Source organism: Candidatus Hydrogenedentota bacterium (assembly GCA_016791475.1).
Lineage (GTDB): Bacteria > Hydrogenedentota > Hydrogenedentia > Hydrogenedentales > JAEUWI01 > JAEUWI01.
Genome location: JAEUWI010000075.1, coordinates 1 through 19,584 on the forward strand (window position 1 = coordinate 1; position 19,584 = coordinate 19,584).

A 19,584-nucleotide genomic window follows, 5' to 3' on the forward strand; every position below is an offset into this window, starting at 1 on the left:
AGAAAATATCGGACGCCGTGGATGCACTCAAAATACTGGCCACCGCACAGGCTGCACCAAACTGGGGATAGCTCAGAATACCTGACGGCTCTCTTGAGATTCCCGGAGGATCCGTGATATGAAGGGAGCCTGCTGCAACGGGAGCCTTTGTATCATGGGGACAAGCAATCAGAACCTTCGCGGTTTTACCCTCCTGGAGGTCACGTTTGCGACTGGGATTCTCTTTCTGAGCCTTGTGCTGCTGCTCGGCGCTCTTTCGAGTATTGCGCTGACGCGGGAACTGGGCGAGCGGCGTCTCCTCGCGGCGCGCTGCTTGACCCACTGCCTTGAGCAACTCCACAGCCAGGCACCGACTTCGGCGGATGCAATCCAACTGAGTCCGCCCGCCGATCTGGCGGAAAGTTGCACCATTACCGTGAAACCCGTGGATGACCTCAACGGGATCACCGCCGCGCGGATCATGGTAACCACTCAATCGACTCGGGGCCACGTCATCGAGGTGGAATCGCTTTATGTGATCGGAGGTCCGGTCCATGCGCCGTGATGGATTTACTCTGATCGAAGTTCTCACGGCGTCCGCGCTGCTTACGGCGGCGCTTGCCATGATCTGGCAGGCCTGGATGATGGCGAACAGCACCTCGGATGTCATCGGCAAGAAGCTGGACTCCACCGTTGCCTCGGCACATGCCCTCGCTATTTTCCGCCGCGAACTTCGACAGGCCTCCCGGGCCAGTCTCTCGCCCCTGCCCTCCGCAACCCTCTCCTATCGCATGGTGCAGGATTTGGACGAGAACGGACTGGCGGTGGATGCCATGGGGCAGCCCGAGCTGGGCGCGATACATACACTCACCCGCGATCATGACGACGCCAATCACGACGGGCTGTCGAGCAGTCAACTGGTTCTGATCGCAGGCGACCAGGTGGACGTCCTGGCGAACGGCCTGGTGGACGACGCCGCTGATCTGGATGGCGATGGTCGCAAGGATCGAGGACTCTGGTTTGAGGCGGAAGGCGAGGGTGTGCTGATCACGATTGGCGTGTCGCGCAGAACCGCGCGAGAAATCACCTTGGCCCATGTGAACACCCAACTTGTCACACCGAGGAATCCGTGATGGCAACGACAAGACGTGAAGCGATTCGAGGGGCCGCGTTGCTGCTCTGCATGGTGTTTACGGCCGCCGTGCTGACGCCCTTGACCGTGCTGGCGCTTCGGACAACCAGCCATGTGCGCCACGCCCAGTATGCGGCAATGGAGGCCTCGGCGCTGGCGGGCGCGGAGGCGGCGCTGGAGATAGCGAGATTGCGGATCGAATCCGGAGAAAGCGGTTCCGTAGGGTATTCGGGATTTCTCAATTGGGACCCGGCGGGCAGCATACACCTCACCCACTTCCCGGACAGCATCACACCGGAGTCCTTTCCTGGAACACCCCCAGTTAAGTGGATCACGGTGGCAAGAAACCCCAAGTCCCTGCCCGATGGCTGGTTCGCGGTGTACGCCATCGCACGGGCGGGCTCGGTCAGACGTTGCGTGGAAGGAGTCTTCCGTCCGACGGAGAACGGGAAACTGGCTCGGGTGTCCTGGCGCGAGATGCCCATGAACAAGGAAGACGGGGACCCCAATGCCGCGTTTTAAGTATTCTGGAATCAACGGCACCGGTACACCCGTCGCCGGTGAACGAGATGCCGAGTCGGCCCATGAACTGGTCGATGCACTTCGCGCCGAGGGCGAATTTGTCCATCACCTGGAAAATCTGGATGGTCCGCGCGGATTTCAGCGTGAAGCGCGCCCGCTGCGTTCGGAGGACCTGAGCCTGTTCACCAGTCAGCTTGCCGCGATGATCCAGAGCGGCATGCCCCTGGCGCCGGCACTGGCGGAACTCGCACGCGAGGCGCGGGGAGAGCGCCTTCGAGGCATGCTGGAAGATGCGCAGCGACAGGTTGAGAGCGGGAATACGCTGGAGGCGGCCCTGGCGCGCCACAGCGGTGCAATTCCGCCGATCTATCTCAGCCTGATCCGAATTGGCGAGCGCACGGGCAATCTTCCGGGTGTGCTGCTGCATCTTTCGGCGTTCAGCCAGCGACGGGCCCAGTTGACCCAGCGGCTTCAAGCCCTGCTGGCCTACCCCATCATCCTCCTCATCTCCCTGGTCATTTTTCTCGGTGTTTTTGTCCCTCTCGTCATCAGCCAGTTCGAGATCATGTTCGAGCAGATGGGCGGCTCCCTACCGCTCCCCACGCGCTTGTTGCTCCATGTCGGCCACCTTGTTAAGTCCTTGATACCGTTCATGCCCCTCCTGATCTTGCTTTACATCGGATACGTGATCTTGCTCAACACCCGCGCGCGCGCGGGTGTGCGCTGGCTCCGGGAAGCGCTCCTGCTGGTCACTCCGGTCGCCGGGCGCCTGTACAGGGGTGTGTTGGAGGCCCGCTTCTATCAGGCACTGGGAACGCTGCTGGAAAGTGGCGCCCCGATCGTGGAGAGTATGTGCCTGGCCGGCCTGGCCACAGGCAGTCCGCGCATCGCGTCGGCATCCGTCAGGGCGGCGGCCCGCACGGCTCAAGGAGAGTCCGTGAGTCAGGTACTCCTGCAATTCGGCATAGCGAGGCGTTCCCATGCGTGGATGTTGAATCAGGCTGAAACAGCGGGCACCCTGCCGCTCTCCCTGCGACGGCTCGCGGACAGTTGCCACCGCGAACTCGAGATGGAAGAACTTTCGCTCTGCGCCACCGCTGGTCCTGCGCTAATCGTGATCGCCGGCATTGTCGTCGGCGCATCCATCGTGTCGTGCTTTCTTCCAATCTTTATGCTTCCGCAGCTTGTATGGTGAAAGAGCCATGTCCAACCTCGATATCTCCGATTCAAACCGGATGACTTCCGCGCCACCCGCGGCACCCGGACGCTACTACCGGTGGCTGAGCCATTGGCGGGATTTACTCGCCGCCACCCGCGCCCTTCGCGAGCTGGTCGATGCCCGGCTCCCTCTGGGGCAGGGCCTTCTTCGGTTGAGTGAGGATGCGCCGCGCCCCATGCTGCGGCATTCACTCTACTGGCTTCACCGCGAATTGAATGGCGGCTTGACCCTTTGCCAGGCGATCGAGAATCAGCCGAATTTCTTTCCACCCTTTTACGTGAAGCTGATTGAGGCGGGCGAGAACGGTGGCCAGCTTGCCGAGGTGCTTGCCGATCTGGAAGAGGAATTGCAAGAGCAGCTCACCTTCCGGCGACGGGTCGCCTCGATTAATCTCTATCTGACCATTACCCTGTTTTCGCAACTTCTCCTGGTCGTGATCATCCTGACCTTTGTGTCACCTCAGATCACTGCGCTGAACTTTCAATTCGGCGGCATGCCCCCAGCGACTTTGCAGTGGGCCAATACGCTTCACGCCGGCGGAATACCCCTTGTATTACTCGGCGGCGCAATACTACTACCGTTGTTCTGGATCGCACTGGAGTTTTCTCGGTTGCGCGGAGGACGGCTATCCTACGACTGGGCACGAATCGCCCCCTGGATACCGCTCATTGGACCGGCGCAGCGGCGGGGCCAGCTTGCCGCGGCATGCGCGATACTCGGGCGGCTTCTGCGCGCCGGAGTCCCCCTTCCACAGGCACTCCGAATTACGTCGAACTCTGCCCTGCCGAAGTCCTGCAGCGGCCCTTTTGCGCGTCTCGCCACGGCGGTTGAGGGCGGTGAAGATGTGGGGGTTGCTCTTAATCATGACTTCGTGTTCTTCCCCGCCGCGTTTCGTGCGTTGGTCGCGCTGGGGGCGTCCAGTGGCCAGCTCCCGGAGGCACTACGGCAAGCTTCGACTCTCTACCGAAACCAGTCGGTCCACAAGGCCCGCATGGCCCTCGAACTGGGAGCCCCCTTGCTCATCCTTCTCAATGGACTATTGGTGTTTCTCGTGTACGGCGCCTTTTTCATAACGATCATGTCCTTTCCGCTGCTGATTTCCTGATGCACTAACGTGCAACGGGACCCGCCCGACGCTCCAGCGCTTACCGCCGACATTGCACCACGTGCGAATCTGATCTACACTGGTCTCCAACAGCATCTGGCGGAGTTTTCAGTGATGATCAACAGGCGATGGCCCCCCCTATTCTTTCGACGCTTCCTGACGCCGATTCTATTCGCGCCGCTTGCGACGGGTTCCTTTGCGGCGGATGGGACCGCCCCCCTCTCTTTCAATCGCGACATCCGTCCCATCTTTGCGGAGCACTGCTTCAAGTGCCACGGGCAGGACGGGGCGGTGCGCAAGGCGGGGTTGAGGCTGGACAACCTGGAGGGAGCCACGGTCACGTTGGAAAGTCGGCATCAGGCCCTCGTGCCGGGGAATCCAGATGGGAGCACGCTGCTGCAGCGTGTCGCATCGACGGATGCGAATGATCGCATGCCACCCGAGGGCGAGGGGCTGGATGCTTCGGAGGTGGAGACGCTGCGGACCTGGATTGCGCAGGGGGCGCCCTTTGAGCCGCACTGGGCCTATATCGCGCCGGTGAAGCCGGAGGCGCCCGCGGTGAAGGACGTTGCCTGGCCGAAGAACGATATTGACCGCTTTGTGCTGGCGCGGATGGAGGCGGCGGGGCTCACTCCCGCGCCACCGGCCAACCGTCACACCCTGATCCGCCGGCTGAGTTTCGACCTTACCGGCCTGCCGCCCACCGTTGCGGAGGCCGATGCCTTTGCGGCCGATACGCGACCCGACGCATTGGAGTGGGTGCTGGACCGGCTCTTCGCCAACCCCCACTACGGCGAGCATCGGGCGCGCTTCTGGCTGGACCTGGCGCGCTTTTCCGACAGTGCGGGCTACCACGTGGACGCACCGCGCGTCATGTGGCCCTATCGCGAATGGGTGATTCGGGCCTTCAACCAGAACATGCCCTTTGACCAGTTCACCATAGAGCAGATCGCGGGGGATCTGCTGCCCGAGGCGACCTTTGCGCAGAAGGTGGCCACGGGCTTTCATCGCAATACGATGTTTAACGAAGAGGGCGGCATCGACCAGGAGGAGTTCCGCACAAAGGCGGTGGTGGATCGGGTGAACACGACGATGACGACCTGGATGGGCACGACGATGGGCTGCGCGGAGTGTCACGATCACAAGTATGACCCCTTTACCCAGAAGGATTTTTATCAGCTCTATTCCTTCTTCAACAACGTGCCCGAACTCGGCGGCGGCACCAACCAGACGCGGGCTCCGTTGATGGAGTTGCCGCCGGAGCCCTCGCTTCAGGCGGAACTGGATGGCCTGGCGTCGGTCATTGCGGATCTGGAAGCGAAGTTTCCCCCGCCGGCCGAGACTACGCCGGCCAACGAGAACAGCGCGCCTGAGCAGGTCCGTCTGGCGGCCCTGCGCAAAGAATACGCCGAGAAGAAGAAAAAGATCGTGCAGGTGCTGGTGATGGAGGAGATGGACACGCCGCGCGAGGCCAAGATTCACATCCGCGGGAATTTTCTCCAGCCCGGCGACCCGGTAACGGCGAACACACCGGCGAGCTGGCCCCCGCTGGAGGGCATCGAAGGACGCACGCCGAACCGGCTCGATCTGGCGCGCTGGCTGGTGGATCCGAGGAATCCCCTGACGGCCCGGGTTACCGTGAACCGGATCTGGCAGCAGCTTTTTGGCCGGGGTCTGGTGGAAACCTCCGAGGATTTCGGCACGCGAGGCAGCCTGCCCTCCCATCCGGAATTGCTGGATTACCTGTCGGTGACCTTTGTGGAGAGCGGCTGGGACGTAAAAGGATTGCTCCGCATGATCCTGTCTTCGGCAACGTACCAGCAGACGGTGAATGTGGGCAACGACGCCTACATGGCCGATCCCAACAACGTGCTGATGGCCCGCGGGCCCCGATTCCGCCTGGCGGCCGAGGCCATCCGCGATAACGCGCTGCTGGTGAGTGGATTGTTGAATCCGGCGATTGGCGGTCCCAGCGTCTACCCCTATCAGCCGCCGGGCCTCTGGGAAGAAAAGGCGCTCACCGGCTATGGCGCGGGCGTATGGCCGGAGACGACGGGGCCTGATCTTTATCGACGCGGCCTGTACACCTTTCGCCGACGCTCCGTGCCCTACCCCACGTTCCAGGCCTTCGACGCACCGGGCTTCGAATATTGCACGGCGGAACGTCCGCGCACCAACACGCCGCTCCAGGCGCTGACCACCATGAACGACCCTCAGTTTGTGGAAGCGGCCCGGGTCTTCGGCCAGCGTATCCTGCGCGAGGGCGGCGCCGACCTCGATGCCCGGATTACCTTTGCCCTGCGACAGTGTCTGACGCGTCCACCGCGCGATGAAGAGCGGGCCTTCTTCACCAGCTTCTACCACGAACAGTATGCGGCGTTCAGTGCCGATGGGGCGGCGGCCCAGGCCCTCATCGCCCAGGGCCGCGCGCCCGTGGCCGCCGATCTGGAACCGGCGGCGCTGGCGGCCTGGACGACGATTGCGAACGTATTGTTGAATCTGGACGAAACGGTGACGAAGGGTTAGGCAAATGGAGGCGAGCTTCCGGGGCGTCAGGAATAGCGCGAAATACTTGCCTGGGAAATCACTAGCTGACTATTGCTACGCGTACCGCCACATGGTACAGTAAGTCATGATCCGGTCCTTTCGGCACAGAGGTTTGAAACGTCTATATCAGCATGGCGACCCAAGCGCTGTGAATCCCGAGCAGGCTAGCCGGATCGAGGATGTACTGGCTCATCTGGAATACGCGACAATGCCAGTGGACTTGGATTTTCCAGGTTACAGGCTCCATCCACTCAAAGGCGCTTTCAAGGGACATTGAAGCGTAACCATTTCAGGAAACTGGCGCGTCACCTTCCGAATTTACGACGGTGATGTTCACGATGTTGATCTTGTGGACTACCACTGATAAGGACCGCACGCGATGCCAATGAAAAAACCACCCCACCCGGGAAGATCGATAAAGGACGCCTGTCTGGACGCTCTCGGTCTGAATGTAACCGAAGCCGCAAAAATTTTAGGTGTGGCGCGGCATACGCTCTCGCGCGTACTCAATGGGCATTCCGCAATCTCCCCCGAAATGGCAATCCGGCTGGAGAAAGTCGGATGGTCCAATGCGGACCATTGGTTACGCCTCCAAACGGCCTACGACCTTGCAGAGGCGCGCGAACACGAGGATGAGATTCACGTTGGACGTCTCAATCTCGCGTGACGCCGCCACCAACGTCAGATTGACAAAGATTGCCAATCGTGCGAAAATTCAGACATGCCCACACAAAACGTAAATCTGACTGCGGCCCAGGCCGATTTTATCCGCGAAAGCGTTGAATCCGGCGACTACAACAACGCCAGTGAAGTCGTGCGCGAAGCGCTGCGTCTGCTCAAAGCCCAGAAGGACGAGCATCTGGCCCGCGTGGAGTATCTTCGAGGGGAGTTTCAGGAAGCGCGTGAAGCCTACGAGCGTGGCGAGTATTTGGAGTTGAATTCCAAAGAAGACTTCGATGCCGCGCATGAAGATGTCTGCAGACGCGGGCGAGAGCGACTGGCGAGAGAACGGAATGCCCCGCAAGCTTCGGCTTAGTCCCGCCGCGACGATACGAGACGCGATCTGGTTGTACACGGCACGGAGATACAATTCTGAGCAGCGGACGCGTATGACCTACTCGTGGTGCGGGCGCTTAAGGATATCTTGGAAGACCCCGAACGCCCGACTTGCCGTTTGCACCCAGAGTTCCGTCCGGACGTGCGGAGCTATCATATCGCGCTGAGCAAAAAGCGAAGTGGTACCCGAATCGGGAAGCCCAGGCACGTAGTGTTCTACACGATCGAATATGAAGAGGTGGTCTTTGTAATGCGTATCATCAAGGATGATATGGATTCACGTCGCCACCTCGACGATTTCCTATGACTTGAATAGGTTTTTAGGTCACACATTGTGACCTCAAGTTGGGTCGACCGGCGCTATATGCTACGGTCTTTGACCAAGCAGGGCGTTGCCATACTCTCCGCCAACTGATGGCACCCCCAGAGATCGAAAAGCGTCCCATCGGCTTCCAAGTGCCTAAGGACGACAAGAAGAAGTAGGTTTACACCAAGGGTCAGACATGAACCTCCAAGAAGCCCACAGCAAAGTCATCACCCGCCGGCAATTCTTCAATCGCTCCGCCACCGTTGTGGGCGTGGCGGCGCTGGCATCGTTGCTGGGCGTGAAAAGTGAAGCGGAGATTCCCGACCGTCTCTCGCACTATGCGCCCCGGGCGAAACATGTCATCTACATGTTTATGTCGGAGGGCCCGAGCCATCTGGACCTCTACGACTACAAGCCCTATCTGACGGCGCACGACGGCGAACCGGTGCCGGAATCGCTGATGCAGCAACAGCGATTTGCGTTCCTGAAGGGTGTGCCCAATCTGGGCGGCACCCGCTGGAGATTTGCCCAGCACGGCCAGAGCGGCGCGTGGTTCAGCGAGCTCCTCCCCCACATCGCCAGCATTTCCGATGAAATCGCGTTGGTTCAGTCCATGCATACGGACCAGTTCAACCACGATCCGGCGGTTACTTTTATGAACAGTGGCTCGCCCCTTTCCGGACGTCCGTGCATGGGCGCGTGGGCGAGCTATGGCCTGGGCAGCGAGAATTCCGACCTCCCCGCCTTCGTGGTGCTGACCTCGGGCAAAGGCACTCAGCCGCTGCAGTCGCGCTACTGGGGCAACGGTTTTCTGCCGTCCACGCACCAGGGCGTACAGTTCCGCAGTCAGGGCGATCCGGTGCTTTTTGTGAACAATCCCGGCGGTATGGACGCCTCGCGGCGCCGAACCACCGTAGACGCGATCAACCAGATGAACCGCTGGCAATACGAGAGCGTCGGTGATCCGGAAATTGTCACGCGCATCGAAGCCTTCGAACTGGCCTACCGCATGCAGACGAGCGTGCCCGAACTGATGGACATCGCCAGCGAACCGGAATCGGTCCGGGAGATGTATGGCGTTGAACCGGGCAAAACGGCCTTCTCGAACAATGCCCTCCTCGCGCGGCGGCTGGTTGAGCGGGGCGTGCGCTTCGTGCAGTTGTTTCACACGGGCTGGGACCACCACGGCGGGAAAGGCAAGCAGAATCTGATTGAGGACCTGCCGGTGATTACGCGCGAGGTGGATCGGGGTGCGGCGGCGCTGGTGAAAGATTTAAAGCGTCGCGGCCTGCTCGATGAGACGCTGGTGATCTGGGGCGGCGAGTTTGGCCGCACGCCCATGGTCCAGGGCGAGGTGACAAAGGAGAGCATGGGCAGGGATCACAATCCCCGCGCCTTCACGCTCTGGATGGCCGGCGGCGGCATCAAGCCCGGCATCGTCTATGGCGCGACGGACGACTTCGGCTACAACGTGGTGGACAAGCCGGTCCACGCCCACGATTTTCAGGCCACCGTGCTCCATTGCCTGGGGATGAACCACGAGAAACTGACCTACCGCTTCCAGGGCCGCGATTTCCGCCTGACGGATGTCGCCGGGAAAGTGGTGACGGATTTGCTCGTGTAGGGACGGACTCGCACTTCGCTACTCTCCCGTCGCGATTTCAGCATCCCATGGGATGCTCTTTACGATTTCACCTGCTCCACCCGGAGTTCCACTTCCTCCCGCGGCGGCACGGTAAACTGCACCACCGTTCGCGGACCGGTCACCGTGAATTGCTCCGATTTTCCCGAAATCGACCACGTGTATTCCCCTGGTTTCAGGAGATAAAACTCCGCGCCCATTTCCCTGGGCGATTCTCCAAAGTGGTAGAGCTTTGCCTGGAGCTTGCCCGGCCCAGACTCCGTCACCAGTGCGGCGATGTTTCGTGGCGCAGTGAGCCAGCGAACTGCATTCAGCGGAAAGTAATAGGACGTGCCGGGGTCTCCGGTCACCGTGGCGTAGAGCAGCGCCGGGTCTGGTTCTTCAATGCCCGAGGTGGCCTCAGGGTACATGCCGTTTTCGCCAAAGAGGGACGGAAACCGCAATACGCGGTCGGTATAGCGGACCTCGCTGGTGTAGCCGGGGAAATTGATACTCAGGGCCCTGGCGTTTCGTTGCAGCGCCTCCAGCAGGGCCGCCACGTCACCGTGAAAGAGGAAATGTGGATAGGGCGCGCTCTTTTCCAGCATGGCGTCGAATTCCGTGCTACCGGAGAGCATGCGATATTTGGAAAGCACGCTGGACTGGTCGCCCATCTTCATGCCACACCATGGCGCCGATCCCGGCTCGGGATGCTCGACCGGATTTTGCTCCCAGGCTTGGCGAAGCGCCGCCATGCTGCGGATGGGTGCGAGATACTTTTCATCGCCGGTGATGTGCCAGGTCAGTAGGAGCAAATGGGTCAACTGGCTCATGGCGCTCGGAAATACGTAGAGCGGATCTTTGTCGTGGTTCTCCGGGTCCCACCAGTGCTCCCCCACGCCGCCAATTGCGCCGTCCGGCCAGTGGATCGCGCTGGGAATCACCCCGGCCGGCTTGCCGCGCTCTTCGCGGGCCGCGGCATCGACCCAGGTGTCCATCCAATCGCTGAAAAGTTTCGTGAGCTCCGGGTTGTGATTTCGCTGCCAAATTAGCGAAACGGGCTGCAGCACGCGCGGATGGTAAACCGTATCGCAGGCACGCTTCGGAGAAGAATCGACGGTATCCACGGAAAAGTAGGTGCTCTTGTACTGAAGGTGTCCGCGTTCATTGCGGCCCATCCAAAGGGACTCGCTCAGCTCCACGAGGCGCATGGAACGACGCGCCCACTCGGCACTGTCGGGCGCAAGATGCAGCATGGGTGTAAGAACGTCGGAGCTGTCCTCCGATGTGTGCTCCACATCGTGCACGTTGCGGGTGTAGCCGCCGCGCATATGGTCCTGATCCAGCAGGGCTCTGGAGAGCTTTTCCTGGGCCGCCCGGATCTTTGGGTCCTCAAACCCCATGATAACAGGCGTCCAGAAACGCCACATCTCGCAATCGTCACCCCAGCCGCCGCCATACTGGCCGTCCTCACGCTGGCGGTGATCGATCCACCAGTGGATTATGTCGGTAAGGCGTTCGAGACCTTCCCGCTGGGCGACGGCCCAGTCGGGAACGTTGTCGGGAGTCTTGTAGAAAGACTTGGACTCCACAATATCACCGAGATACATCCGCGCCAGGGGTTCCTCAGGAAAGGCATCTCGCGCCTGCTCGAACACTGTCCGGACCTTGTCCAGCCGGGCTCGGCGCACTTCCGGGTCCTTCCAGTAGCCGCCGTATTCCAGGGTTACCCACGCGAGCATTCGAGCGCGATACAGATGGGTCAAAGGATAGAGGGGCGAATCGGGCGCAACGCCGAAATCGTAGTCATCGTGATCGAGGATAGACTTGTCGAAGTAGTACATGCGATCCTTGCCCGGATCCAGGTAGCGCGCGACCTCGCCCGTGAACCTTCTTGCTTCATCGCGTTGCAGGTCCGTAATATCGGGGTGCGCTGAAAGCCGGCGCAGCATTACCAAACGCACGGCGTCGGAGGGCGCGTTTCCGGCAAGCGCGATGAGTTCATCCACGGTGGCGGCGTGGGCAACCAATTTCGGGACGAGCAGAAGCGCCGTCAGAAGAAGAGTGTAGATGCGCATGGCGGTTGCCCTCGTTTGCAGCGGTTCCATTGGCCAGAACTTCACGATAAGGAAAGCCCGGCGGAATTTCAATTGTTTAGTGTCCTTTCCTTCTCGGTGCTCGTGCTTCGCCTTCCCGTCTGCCGTTGCCGTACGTGCGAGAATTCCCTTGCAGATTTCATGCGGGAGGTCTACAGTGAAAGGGTGCGGCAGCGCTGTCTCGGGGGCCGAGTTTGAGCCTGCGGACGGTCGCTCGCCGCCGCCCAACCCACGAGGGAGTTCTCACCATGAGCGAATTCACCGCAGCGCCCAACACGCCGCACTTCCAGAACCGCACGACGCTTCTGGTGACCTTTGGCATTATTCAACTCTGTCTTGGCCTGCTTGCCGGACTTCTTGCGACACTCATCATAGTCGCGGGACTGGCCACAATTGCGATGATGGGAGAGGCCGCCGAACAACAGGGCATGCAGGCCGGCTCCATAGCGATGGGCGGTCTGATCTATGGCCTGATTGGGGCCTGGTTTATTTCCATGGGCTACGGTTCATTCAAGGCGCGGCGCTGGGCCCGTTCACTGACCCTGGCCGCTTCCTGGATTGGTCTGGTGTGTGGCGGGCTGGGAACAATCACCATGCTGTTTTTTATGGGCGACATGATGGAGCAGATGGAGCGTCAGGGCGGTATGCCCCCCGGTAGCGGGAAGATCATGGCGGTGACCATGTTCTTGTTCTCTTTCGTAATCTACATTTTGATACCCGGGACGCTACTGCTGGTATACGCCGGCAAAAATGTAAAAGCGACCTGTGAGTACACCAATCCAGAGCCGAGCTGGACCGATGCCTGTCCCCTTCCCGTCCTCATACAGGTGATTCTGCTGGGCAGCTATTCCGTGCTCATACTCTCCATGGCGGCCTACCATTGGGCGACGCCCTTCTTCGGTACGGTGTTGACGGGAATACCCGGCGCCGTAGCCATCGTGTCCTTCTCCCTTTGCTGTGCCGTGCTCGCTCGCGGTTGCTACCGCCTTCAGCCCCTGGCCTGGTGGGGCACCGTAGCCCTGGTGTTGTTTTGGGGAACCTCGGCCTTTGTAACTTTTTCCCGAGGCAATCTGATGGATTTCTACACGGCCATGGGCATGCCTGAGAAACAATTGGAAGTCATGCGTTCCTTCATCGAAGGAGGCACCATGCAGTCCGTTGTACTATGGGCCACGCCGCTGTGGGGGTGCCTGCTCCTGGGTTTCTTCCTTTACACCAAGCGCCATTTTGTTGGCCGGGATGGGGAAGATTTAAATCAGCTGGATTGAGGCGCCGGGGGCTCGGTTTGCGAGTTCTGACATCCCCGTGTAGAGGGTTCCGTTTCGCTTGCTCGCGATGATATCTACGTAATACCGCTTGTCCATGCCCTCTACCCTGCCAGCATGTCCGATGCCATGTCCCGCGCCTCTTCCGCCGTGCTGATCACGCCCTCCAACTGGGCGTCTTCCACGGCCTGGAGCACTTCCTTGAATTGCGGGCCGGGTGTGTGGCCCATGGCGATCAGGTCCTTGCCGGTAAGCAGCGGCTCGGGCCGCAGGGCTTCTTCCGGCAGGTTTCGGCGGTAGTCCTCGATCCATTCGATGGTTTCGAGGTGACCGTGGCTCGCGAGGCAATCCAGGCGGCAGAGGGCCAGGAGTTCGTCGAAGCCTTCTTCGCGGACGAAACGCTTGCGGCGGCTTTCGCGCATCTGGGGGATGCTGGCGAGGCGCATGTGCTGGGCCACGAGCCAGGTGATGCGCTCGGTCTCGTCATTGGACATGCGCAGGCGACGGCAGATGGTCTCGGCCATTTTCGCGCCAACCCGCTCGTGCTCATTGAAGCGAATGCGATCTTCGAAGGTCTGGGTAGGCGGCTTGCCCACATCGTGCAGGAGCGCACCGAAGGCGAGGGTAACGCTGCAAGGCTCCGGCTTGTGCTGAAGGAGCAGCAGGGTGTGAACGAATACGTCGCCCTCCGGGTGAAACTCCGGGGGCTGCTCAACCCCTTTCATGGCGGCGATCTCGGGCAGAATCTCGCGCAGCAGGCCGGTCTCATCGAGCAGGCGCAGACTGCGCTCGGGGTGCGGACCGCAGAGCATCTTCTCAAGCTCGTCGCGAATCCGCTCGGCGCTGGTCTTCTGGATGGTGGCCGCCTGGGCGACCATGGCGGACCGCGTCTTCTCCTCGATATCAAAGCCGAAGCGCGCGGCGAAGCGGACGGCGCGAAGGAGGCGAAGATGATCCTCGTTGAACCGGGCTTCGGGTTCGCCGACGCAGCGGATCAAGCCCCGTGCCAAGTCGTCTCGGCCGCCCACATAATCCAGAACCTCATCCGTCTCCGGATCGAAAAAGAGGGCGTTAATGGTGAAATCCCGGCGCTTTGCATCTTCGACTTCATCCACAAACGCGACGGTGCTGGGACGGCGACCGTCGAGATAGGGGCCGTCCTTGCGAAAGGTGGCCACTTCGAAGTGCTGGCCCTCTTCCACGACGATGATAACACCGAAGGCGGCACCCACCGCGACGGTGTGATGAAAGAGTGCCATTACTTCCGACGCGGGGGCATCGGTGGCGATGTCGAAGTCTTTGGGTTGCTCTCCACGGAGCCGATCCCGAACACATCCGCCCGCGAAGAGCGCCCTGAATCCGGCGCCGCGCAGGCGCGCGCAGATTCTACGGGCAGTCTCCTCGTCACTAGCCATGGGACGTGCGCGCTGCGGCTTTTTCCCGGGCCGCCTTTCTGAACCGGGCGATGCGGCGGGAATAGGCCCAGGAAACGATGATCAGCACGATACCGGGCACGCCGAAAACGAGGACCTGATAGACCGGCGGAAGATCCTGAAACTGAGTGAAGGCGCGATAGGTGACCACGCCGAAGAGGAGTAGTGCGCCCCAGCGATAGCGACTCTCGCGAAAGACCACGCCCAGGCCGAGGACGATGACGGCGTAGGCCAGAAGGTAGAAAACGAGGTTCTCCGCCGAACTCCAGCGGTAGAGGCCGAGGAGTCCAAGCACCATGGCCATCCAAACGAGGAGAGTACGGAGGGCGTCTTCGATCCGTGTTCCGGCGGCGCCGTGCATCTTTCGAAAGGCGAAGAGCCGCTCCGCGCCCATGCAGGTGGCGAGGAAAAGGGCGAAGTAGACGAGGAACAGGGGTTCCTTGTCCAGCGGACTGACGGGATGATTCAAACCGGTGTAGAAGCTGTGTATGGCAAACATCATGGCGAGGATGCCGGAAGCCTTCACGCCCGTATAGCGGTTGAAGCTGCCGAGGAGAACGAGGCCCACACCGAGGGCGCCCTGGGCCGCGGGCACGTGAAGGGGATTGAGTTCACGGGTCAGGAGGTTTGCCAGAAGGGTCGTGCCGATGAGAAAGGGTACCGCGACGATAAGATGGTGCTCGAGATCGCTTTCCTCCTTCCGGAAACGGAGCAGGTAACGCTCCCAGCCGTGCCCGCCGAGATAGGTGAGCACGCCCAGGGCCACCGTGTAGGCGATGTAATTCTGCTGTCTGGCGAAGTTTTCGAGCGGCAGATAGAGAAAAACGTGGTAGCAGGCGTGGGCCGCCACCAGAAGCAGGACGGCGCCGACGCAGACCTGAGGCGTCAACAGGATCAGTCCGAGCATCCATACCACAAACGCCTGGGCACCGAGGACAAAGGGCAATTCCGGGGTTTCACTGAGCTCGATTATGGTCATGGTCAGCAACACGAAGGCGCCGCAGGCCGCATGGGCCATGGCCATTGCGGAGCCGTCCCAGTCAAGGCGCGAGTCCGCCAGAAACCAGTGTCCGCTCCGGGTGCGTTGCTCCGGCGCACGGGCGGTGGTGAATTTTTCGTAGAGCCAGGCGTTGAGCACGAAGAGGAGGCTGATACCCCAGGCGCAGAAGCGGTTGGCGGGCATCTGCCATCCGCCGAAGTGCACGGGGGCGACCAGTCCGGCGGCGGCCAGGGCCGCTCCGCCGGTGGCCAGCATGAGGGCCAGTTCGATCACCTTGAATCCGACAACGCCGGAGCGCTGGAAAAACAGCGTGAGGACGAGACACTCCAGGGCCATGGCGATCAGGAAGTAGGCCAATGGGAGAGCGGCGTGGAGGGCCAGACTGGTGACGACGACGCCACCCAGGATGTAGACCTGAAAGAGCAGGTTGCTCCGTTGCCCCCGTGTCTCGGCGAGCAGCGCGACCAGAAAGAGCACCAGCGCGAGGCCCGCCTGGAAGATCCAAGCGCCCTCCGGGTAGAAAGCCTGGACCGATTGGAGTGCGTAGAAATAGTAGGCCGCCATGTTTGCCGCGGCCAGCGGGGCGGCCATGGGACGGTAGTAGCCCCCCCGCCGACGACCGGCGATGGAGGTGAGGGCGAAGAGGAGGAAAAAAGCGGTCAGGAGGCCGGTGGCGACCCAGAAATAGGTCCTCCCATCCATGGGTACGACGGCGGGCTGCCTTAGAAAGCAGTAGCCATAGGTGACGTAGGTGGCGATCACGACGGCCCAGGAGAACATGAGCCAGCGGTGGCTTTCCTGGTAGACGAGGGCGATAAGGGCGAGAAGCGCACAGGTGGCGGCGGCGTGGCAGAGGCTTTCCGTTGAGGGCGCGAGGATGCAGCTCGCGTAGACGGTGTAGTAGGCCAGAAAGAGGGCCACACCGGCGACCGTCTCGCTGGAGCGCACGTGGGCCATGATGAGCACGCCGGCGAGACAGGCGACGGAGACGGGTACGCCCCAGAGGGGCGCGTCGAGGAGTTGCATTTCCGGGACAAAGAAGATGGCGTAGGTGGTGAAATAGAGGACGGCGAGACCGCAGCCGAGCACGGCCTGGGCGAAGAGGTCGCGCTTCCGCTCGAAAAAGAGTCCGTAACCGATGAAGACGGCGGCGATTCCATAGCCGATCAGGGCCTTGCCGATTTCTTCGATTTCCTGATAGGCGAAGGTGGTTCGGGCCGCCATGGCCAGGGCCATCATGATGACGACGGCGGCGAGGCGGCTGACCCACACGGCGCCGACGTGGCTCTCGATAGCCTCGTCGCGCTCTCCCAGCAGGACCTGATCCACGGTCCTGAGCACACCGTCTGCGAGGTGGTGTTCAGCGCCATGGCGCTCCAGTGCGCGGGCGGCATCTTCGGCGGAATAGCGCGCCACGAGGGCGGTCAATTCGGCCACCTTGCCTTCTAACTCGCGAATGCGCGCTTTTGGTTCCATGACCGCCTATCCGTACCCACAATCCATAAACGCATTGTACCCGAAAGCCCTTGTCATTCCAAGGGTTGAACCCGGCAAAGGCGCCGACTATACTGGCGCCGATCAGGCGGCTTGATCGCCGATTTCTAGCACTTTTACCCCGGAGGATACTCGAACATGATGACGTTGCTTGGCTGGCTCCTGTTGCTTGTGGCGATTCTTGCGCCCCTCGCTCTGGCGAATGCGGGGGTTCCCTCCTGGGTCTGGATTGCCACGGGCGTGGTGGGCGCCCTCCTCATCATGCTCAACCGCCGCCCCAATAACTGATACCGGGTGAAACGAAAGAGGCGCCCCACTTGGAGGCGCCTCCTGAAATGAATTGTTTTGGTGGACTTACTGCCCGATGCAGTAAATGGCCTGATCGGTGCGCAGGATAAACTGATTGTTCGATACGGCGATCGTGGCATTCACGCGGGACGGATCGTCGGCGAACTTGTTGACGGCGAGTTGCTCAAACTGGGGTTTGGCCGCGAGCACGTAGGTGCCACCGGTCTGCGAAGGGGCATAGAGCTTGCCGTCAACAGCGGTGATGGACGCGTAGAGGAGGCCCGGCTTCGGATCCAGTTCGCCTTCGTAAACGACGGCGCCCGTCTTCACATCCACGCAGTAGGCGACGCCGCGGGACTCATGGAGCCAGTAGAGGTATCCGTCGAGAAGCACCGGTGAGGTGACATTGTTGCCCTTTTCGACGGTCCAGAGGACGTGGCTGCCGGACACGTCGCCCCGGCCGCCGGCGCGCACCGCGAGGGTGGCGGACTTGCGGCCACCCGTGGCATAGACCACGCCGTCGCCCGCAACAACGGAAGGGCACACGTAGAAGTCGGGCACGCCCTTGCAAAACCAGAGTTCCTTGCCCGTTTCGGGGTCATAGCCCGCCAGCTTTTCGGGAAGGCTGAGCACCAGTTCGGTGGCTCCGCCCACGTCCACGAGAACCGGCGAGGCCCAGGTCTTGGTCATGCCACCCGTGCTCCAGACGACCTTGCCCGTGGCCTTGTCGAGGGCGACAAGCTTTTCACTTTCGACACCGGCATTCACGATAACCGTGTTCTTGTAGAGAATCGGGGAGGTAGCAGAACCCCAGCCGTCCGTGGCCGAACCCAGATCGGCTTCCCAGAGGGGATTGCCGTCCAAGTCGAAAGCATAAAAGCCGGAAATTCCGAAGAACACAAACAGGCTCTTGCCGTCGCTGACGGGTGTGCTGGTGGCGTAACCGTGACGGGTGTTGTTTCCGCCCACATATTCGGACTCCGGCATCTTTGCCTTGAACTCTTTTGTCCAGAGAATCTTGCCGGAGCCGCGTTCAAGGCAGATCAAGTGGCGGACGAGGTTATTCATATCGCCCGGGTTCTCGATGGACTCGGCATAGCCGGTGTAACTGGTGACAAAAATCTTGTCCCCGACGATGATGGGGCTGGAACCTCCGGGGCCGGGGAGTTTGGTGCTCCAGACCACGTTCTGGTCGCTAGCCCAGGTGGTGGGCAACCCAGTGGCGGTGCTGATGCCGGCACTGTTCGGGCCGCGAAACTGCACCCACTCCTCGGCCTGCGCCGGGGCGTTCAGAGAACCTCCGATGAAAAGTGTCGCCCAGGCGAAAGCGCTCAGGGTCTTGCAGAAGCTACGTTTCACTCGCATGAATTGAGATTCCTCGTCAAATGTTGTTGGTTTGCCGTTGTGACTCGCTGGGATTCATGGTGCACTGGCAAGGCGCGTGTTTTCAAACTTTTGCGACCCCGCCGGAGCCGTTTAGTCTTCGATTTCTATGAACTCCGCACCCGACTCGCTTCCCTCACCATCCAGCACGACGAGCAGTCGGCCACCGGCTTGCTCGGGCAGGCGGCAGACCCCTTCGGGACTTTTCCGGGCGAGTTCCGGCTCGAACTCCAGCATTTTACTCGTTACCCCGGTTGCGGGGTCGTATTCCCAAAGGGCGGCCGATGGGGCTCCCCCCGATGCTTCGCCGGAGGCGCCACTTATGATAAGAAGTCGACCGCGCACGGGATCCCAGTCGAGGGCGCGGATTCCGCCGCCATCCAGCTCCATGACCGCATGGTCCACGGTCCCCTTGCCCGCCAGGGCCGAAGTCGCGGCCGTGGAGAGGAGGATGGCCTTTCCATCGGCCGTAAGTGGAGCGCGAAACCCGATGAATAGCTGTGCGCCGTTCAGGGCGAGTCCTTCAATGTTCAGATTGGGGTTGACCTCGGTCGCGCTGAGTCCCACGGCGCACCCCAGGCGCTCAAGGGCGGGCGCAATCATCTCCAGCAGTCCATACTGTTCACCGACGACCTTGAGTTCCCGATCCTTCTCGTCCCATTCCCCGTGGAGAAGAAACTCGCGATCCGGCCGGCGCTCCCCGTCTTTTCCCTGATGTGAACCGATGAAATACACCTGCGTGGCGCCATCGCTCGCGATGTCTTCGAAGTCTTGAAAAGGAAAGAGTTTGAAAGCATCCGCGTAGGGCGCGCGCGCCTTCTTCTTTCGCTCCAGCTTCACCGTGGAAAGTTCCAGGGGGGCCGCGCGCAAGTGCTCGAGGAGGAGAACCGCGCCGATCAATTCATCCTCCACCACGAGCACGCCGCCATCGACGACGGCGCAGCCCGACAACTCCATGCGGCGCTCTTTAACGGTCAGGGGTGCGCCAACCGTGGGGGTATTGTCGGCTTTCACGCCGGTCTCCTCCCCCTGGGTCGGGCGGCCGCCCGCAAAGGTAAGCGCCGCGACGAGAAGTAAGTACGCCCCCCGACGTACGGCAATGATGGGACTTCCGTATCGAGACAAGTTCTTCCATTC

The 19,584-nt window shown here is 61.2% G+C and carries 16 protein-coding genes and 2 pseudogenes; 13 read left to right on the forward strand and 5 right to left on the reverse strand.

Annotation, left to right across the window (positions count from 1 at the left end):
* Positions 1-154 precede the first annotated feature (154 nt).
* The 11 genes and pseudogenes from JNK74_25595 (at position 155) to JNK74_25645 (ending at position 9,491) form a co-directional block, all read left to right on the forward strand.
* Entirely contained in the window at positions 155-544 is a 390-nt protein-coding gene (locus JNK74_25595; protein ID MBL7649566.1) for a hypothetical protein, read from the forward strand.
* Positions 534-1,112, forward strand: a pseudogene (locus JNK74_25600) (prepilin-type N-terminal cleavage/methylation domain-containing protein). Before JNK74_25595 ends, JNK74_25600 begins: the two are co-directional and overlap by 11 nt.
* Entirely contained in the window at positions 1,112-1,633 is a 522-nt protein-coding gene (locus JNK74_25605) for a hypothetical protein (protein MBL7649567.1), read from the forward strand. The pseudogene JNK74_25600 and the gene JNK74_25605 overlap by 1 nt, the downstream one beginning before the upstream one ends.
* Entirely contained in the window at positions 1,620-2,828 is a 1,209-nt protein-coding gene (locus JNK74_25610; GenBank protein ID MBL7649568.1) for a type II secretion system F family protein, read from the forward strand. The genes JNK74_25605 and JNK74_25610 overlap by 14 nt, the downstream gene beginning before the upstream one ends.
* 7 nt (positions 2,829-2,835) lie before the next feature.
* A complete protein-coding gene (locus JNK74_25615; GenBank protein ID MBL7649569.1) occupies positions 2,836-3,957 on the forward strand; it encodes a type II secretion system F family protein in 1,122 nt (373 codons plus the stop codon).
* Between the two features lie 114 nt (positions 3,958-4,071).
* Complete coding sequence (locus JNK74_25620) at positions 4,072-6,483, forward strand: PSD1 domain-containing protein (protein MBL7649570.1); 2,412 nt, start codon at positions 4,072-4,074, stop codon at positions 6,481-6,483.
* Between the two features lie 106 nt (positions 6,484-6,589).
* Positions 6,590-6,868, forward strand: a pseudogene (locus tag JNK74_25625) (type II toxin-antitoxin system RelE/ParE family toxin).
* A 15-nt stretch (positions 6,869-6,883) separates the two neighbouring features.
* A complete protein-coding gene (locus JNK74_25630) occupies positions 6,884-7,171 on the forward strand; it encodes a HigA family addiction module antidote protein (GenBank protein ID MBL7649571.1) in 288 nt (95 codons plus the stop codon).
* A gap of 54 nt (positions 7,172-7,225) precedes the next feature.
* Complete coding sequence (locus tag JNK74_25635) at positions 7,226-7,540, forward strand: type II toxin-antitoxin system ParD family antitoxin (GenBank protein MBL7649572.1); 315 nt, start codon at positions 7,226-7,228, stop codon at positions 7,538-7,540.
* Between the two features lie 108 nt (positions 7,541-7,648).
* Positions 7,649-7,867, forward strand: coding sequence for a type II toxin-antitoxin system RelE/ParE family toxin (locus JNK74_25640; protein MBL7649573.1), 219 nt, complete (start codon positions 7,649-7,651; stop codon positions 7,865-7,867).
* 196 nt (positions 7,868-8,063) lie between these two features.
* Positions 8,064-9,491, forward strand: a complete 1,428-nt coding sequence (locus tag JNK74_25645) for a DUF1501 domain-containing protein (GenBank protein ID MBL7649574.1) — start codon at positions 8,064-8,066, stop codon at positions 9,489-9,491.
* A 59-nt stretch (positions 9,492-9,550) separates the two neighbouring features.
* Here the strand turns inward: JNK74_25645 and JNK74_25650 are convergent, their stop codons facing one another.
* Positions 9,551-11,566 (reverse strand): hypothetical protein, encoded by a 2,016-nt coding sequence (locus JNK74_25650; protein MBL7649575.1) that lies wholly within the window; start codon positions 11,564-11,566, stop codon positions 9,551-9,553.
* A gap of 266 nt (positions 11,567-11,832) precedes the next feature.
* On the opposite strand from JNK74_25650, the gene JNK74_25655 reads away from it, so the two are divergent.
* Positions 11,833-12,852: a hypothetical protein gene (locus tag JNK74_25655; GenBank protein MBL7649576.1), complete on the forward strand. Its 1,020-nt coding sequence runs from the start codon at positions 11,833-11,835 to the stop codon at positions 12,850-12,852.
* A gap of 101 nt (positions 12,853-12,953) precedes the next feature.
* Here JNK74_25655 and JNK74_25660 read toward each other — a convergent pair whose 3' ends face one another.
* Both JNK74_25660 and JNK74_25665 read right to left on the reverse strand, forming a co-directional pair.
* Complete coding sequence (locus tag JNK74_25660; GenBank protein ID MBL7649577.1) at positions 12,954-14,264, reverse strand: CCA tRNA nucleotidyltransferase; 1,311 nt, start codon at positions 14,262-14,264, stop codon at positions 12,954-12,956.
* Entirely contained in the window at positions 14,257-16,758 is a 2,502-nt protein-coding gene (locus JNK74_25665) for a DUF2339 domain-containing protein (protein MBL7649578.1), read from the reverse strand. Before JNK74_25665 ends, JNK74_25660 begins: the two co-directional genes overlap by 8 nt.
* Positions 16,759-16,914: 156 nt before the next feature.
* On the opposite strand from JNK74_25665, the gene JNK74_25670 reads away from it, so the two are divergent.
* The gene (locus tag JNK74_25670; protein MBL7649579.1) at positions 16,915-17,064 is read left to right on the forward strand and encodes a hypothetical protein; all 150 of its coding nucleotides are present in this window, start codon (positions 16,915-16,917) and stop codon (positions 17,062-17,064) included.
* A gap of 66 nt (positions 17,065-17,130) precedes the next feature.
* Here JNK74_25670 and JNK74_25675 read toward each other — a convergent pair whose 3' ends face one another.
* Positions 17,131-18,429, reverse strand: a complete 1,299-nt coding sequence (locus JNK74_25675; protein MBL7649580.1) for a PQQ-like beta-propeller repeat protein — start codon at positions 18,427-18,429, stop codon at positions 17,131-17,133.
* A gap of 111 nt (positions 18,430-18,540) precedes the next feature.
* The gene (locus tag JNK74_25680) at positions 18,541-19,572 is read right to left on the reverse strand and encodes a DUF3616 domain-containing protein (GenBank protein ID MBL7649581.1); all 1,032 of its coding nucleotides are present in this window, start codon (positions 19,570-19,572) and stop codon (positions 18,541-18,543) included.
* Positions 19,573-19,584: the final 12 nt, after the last annotated feature.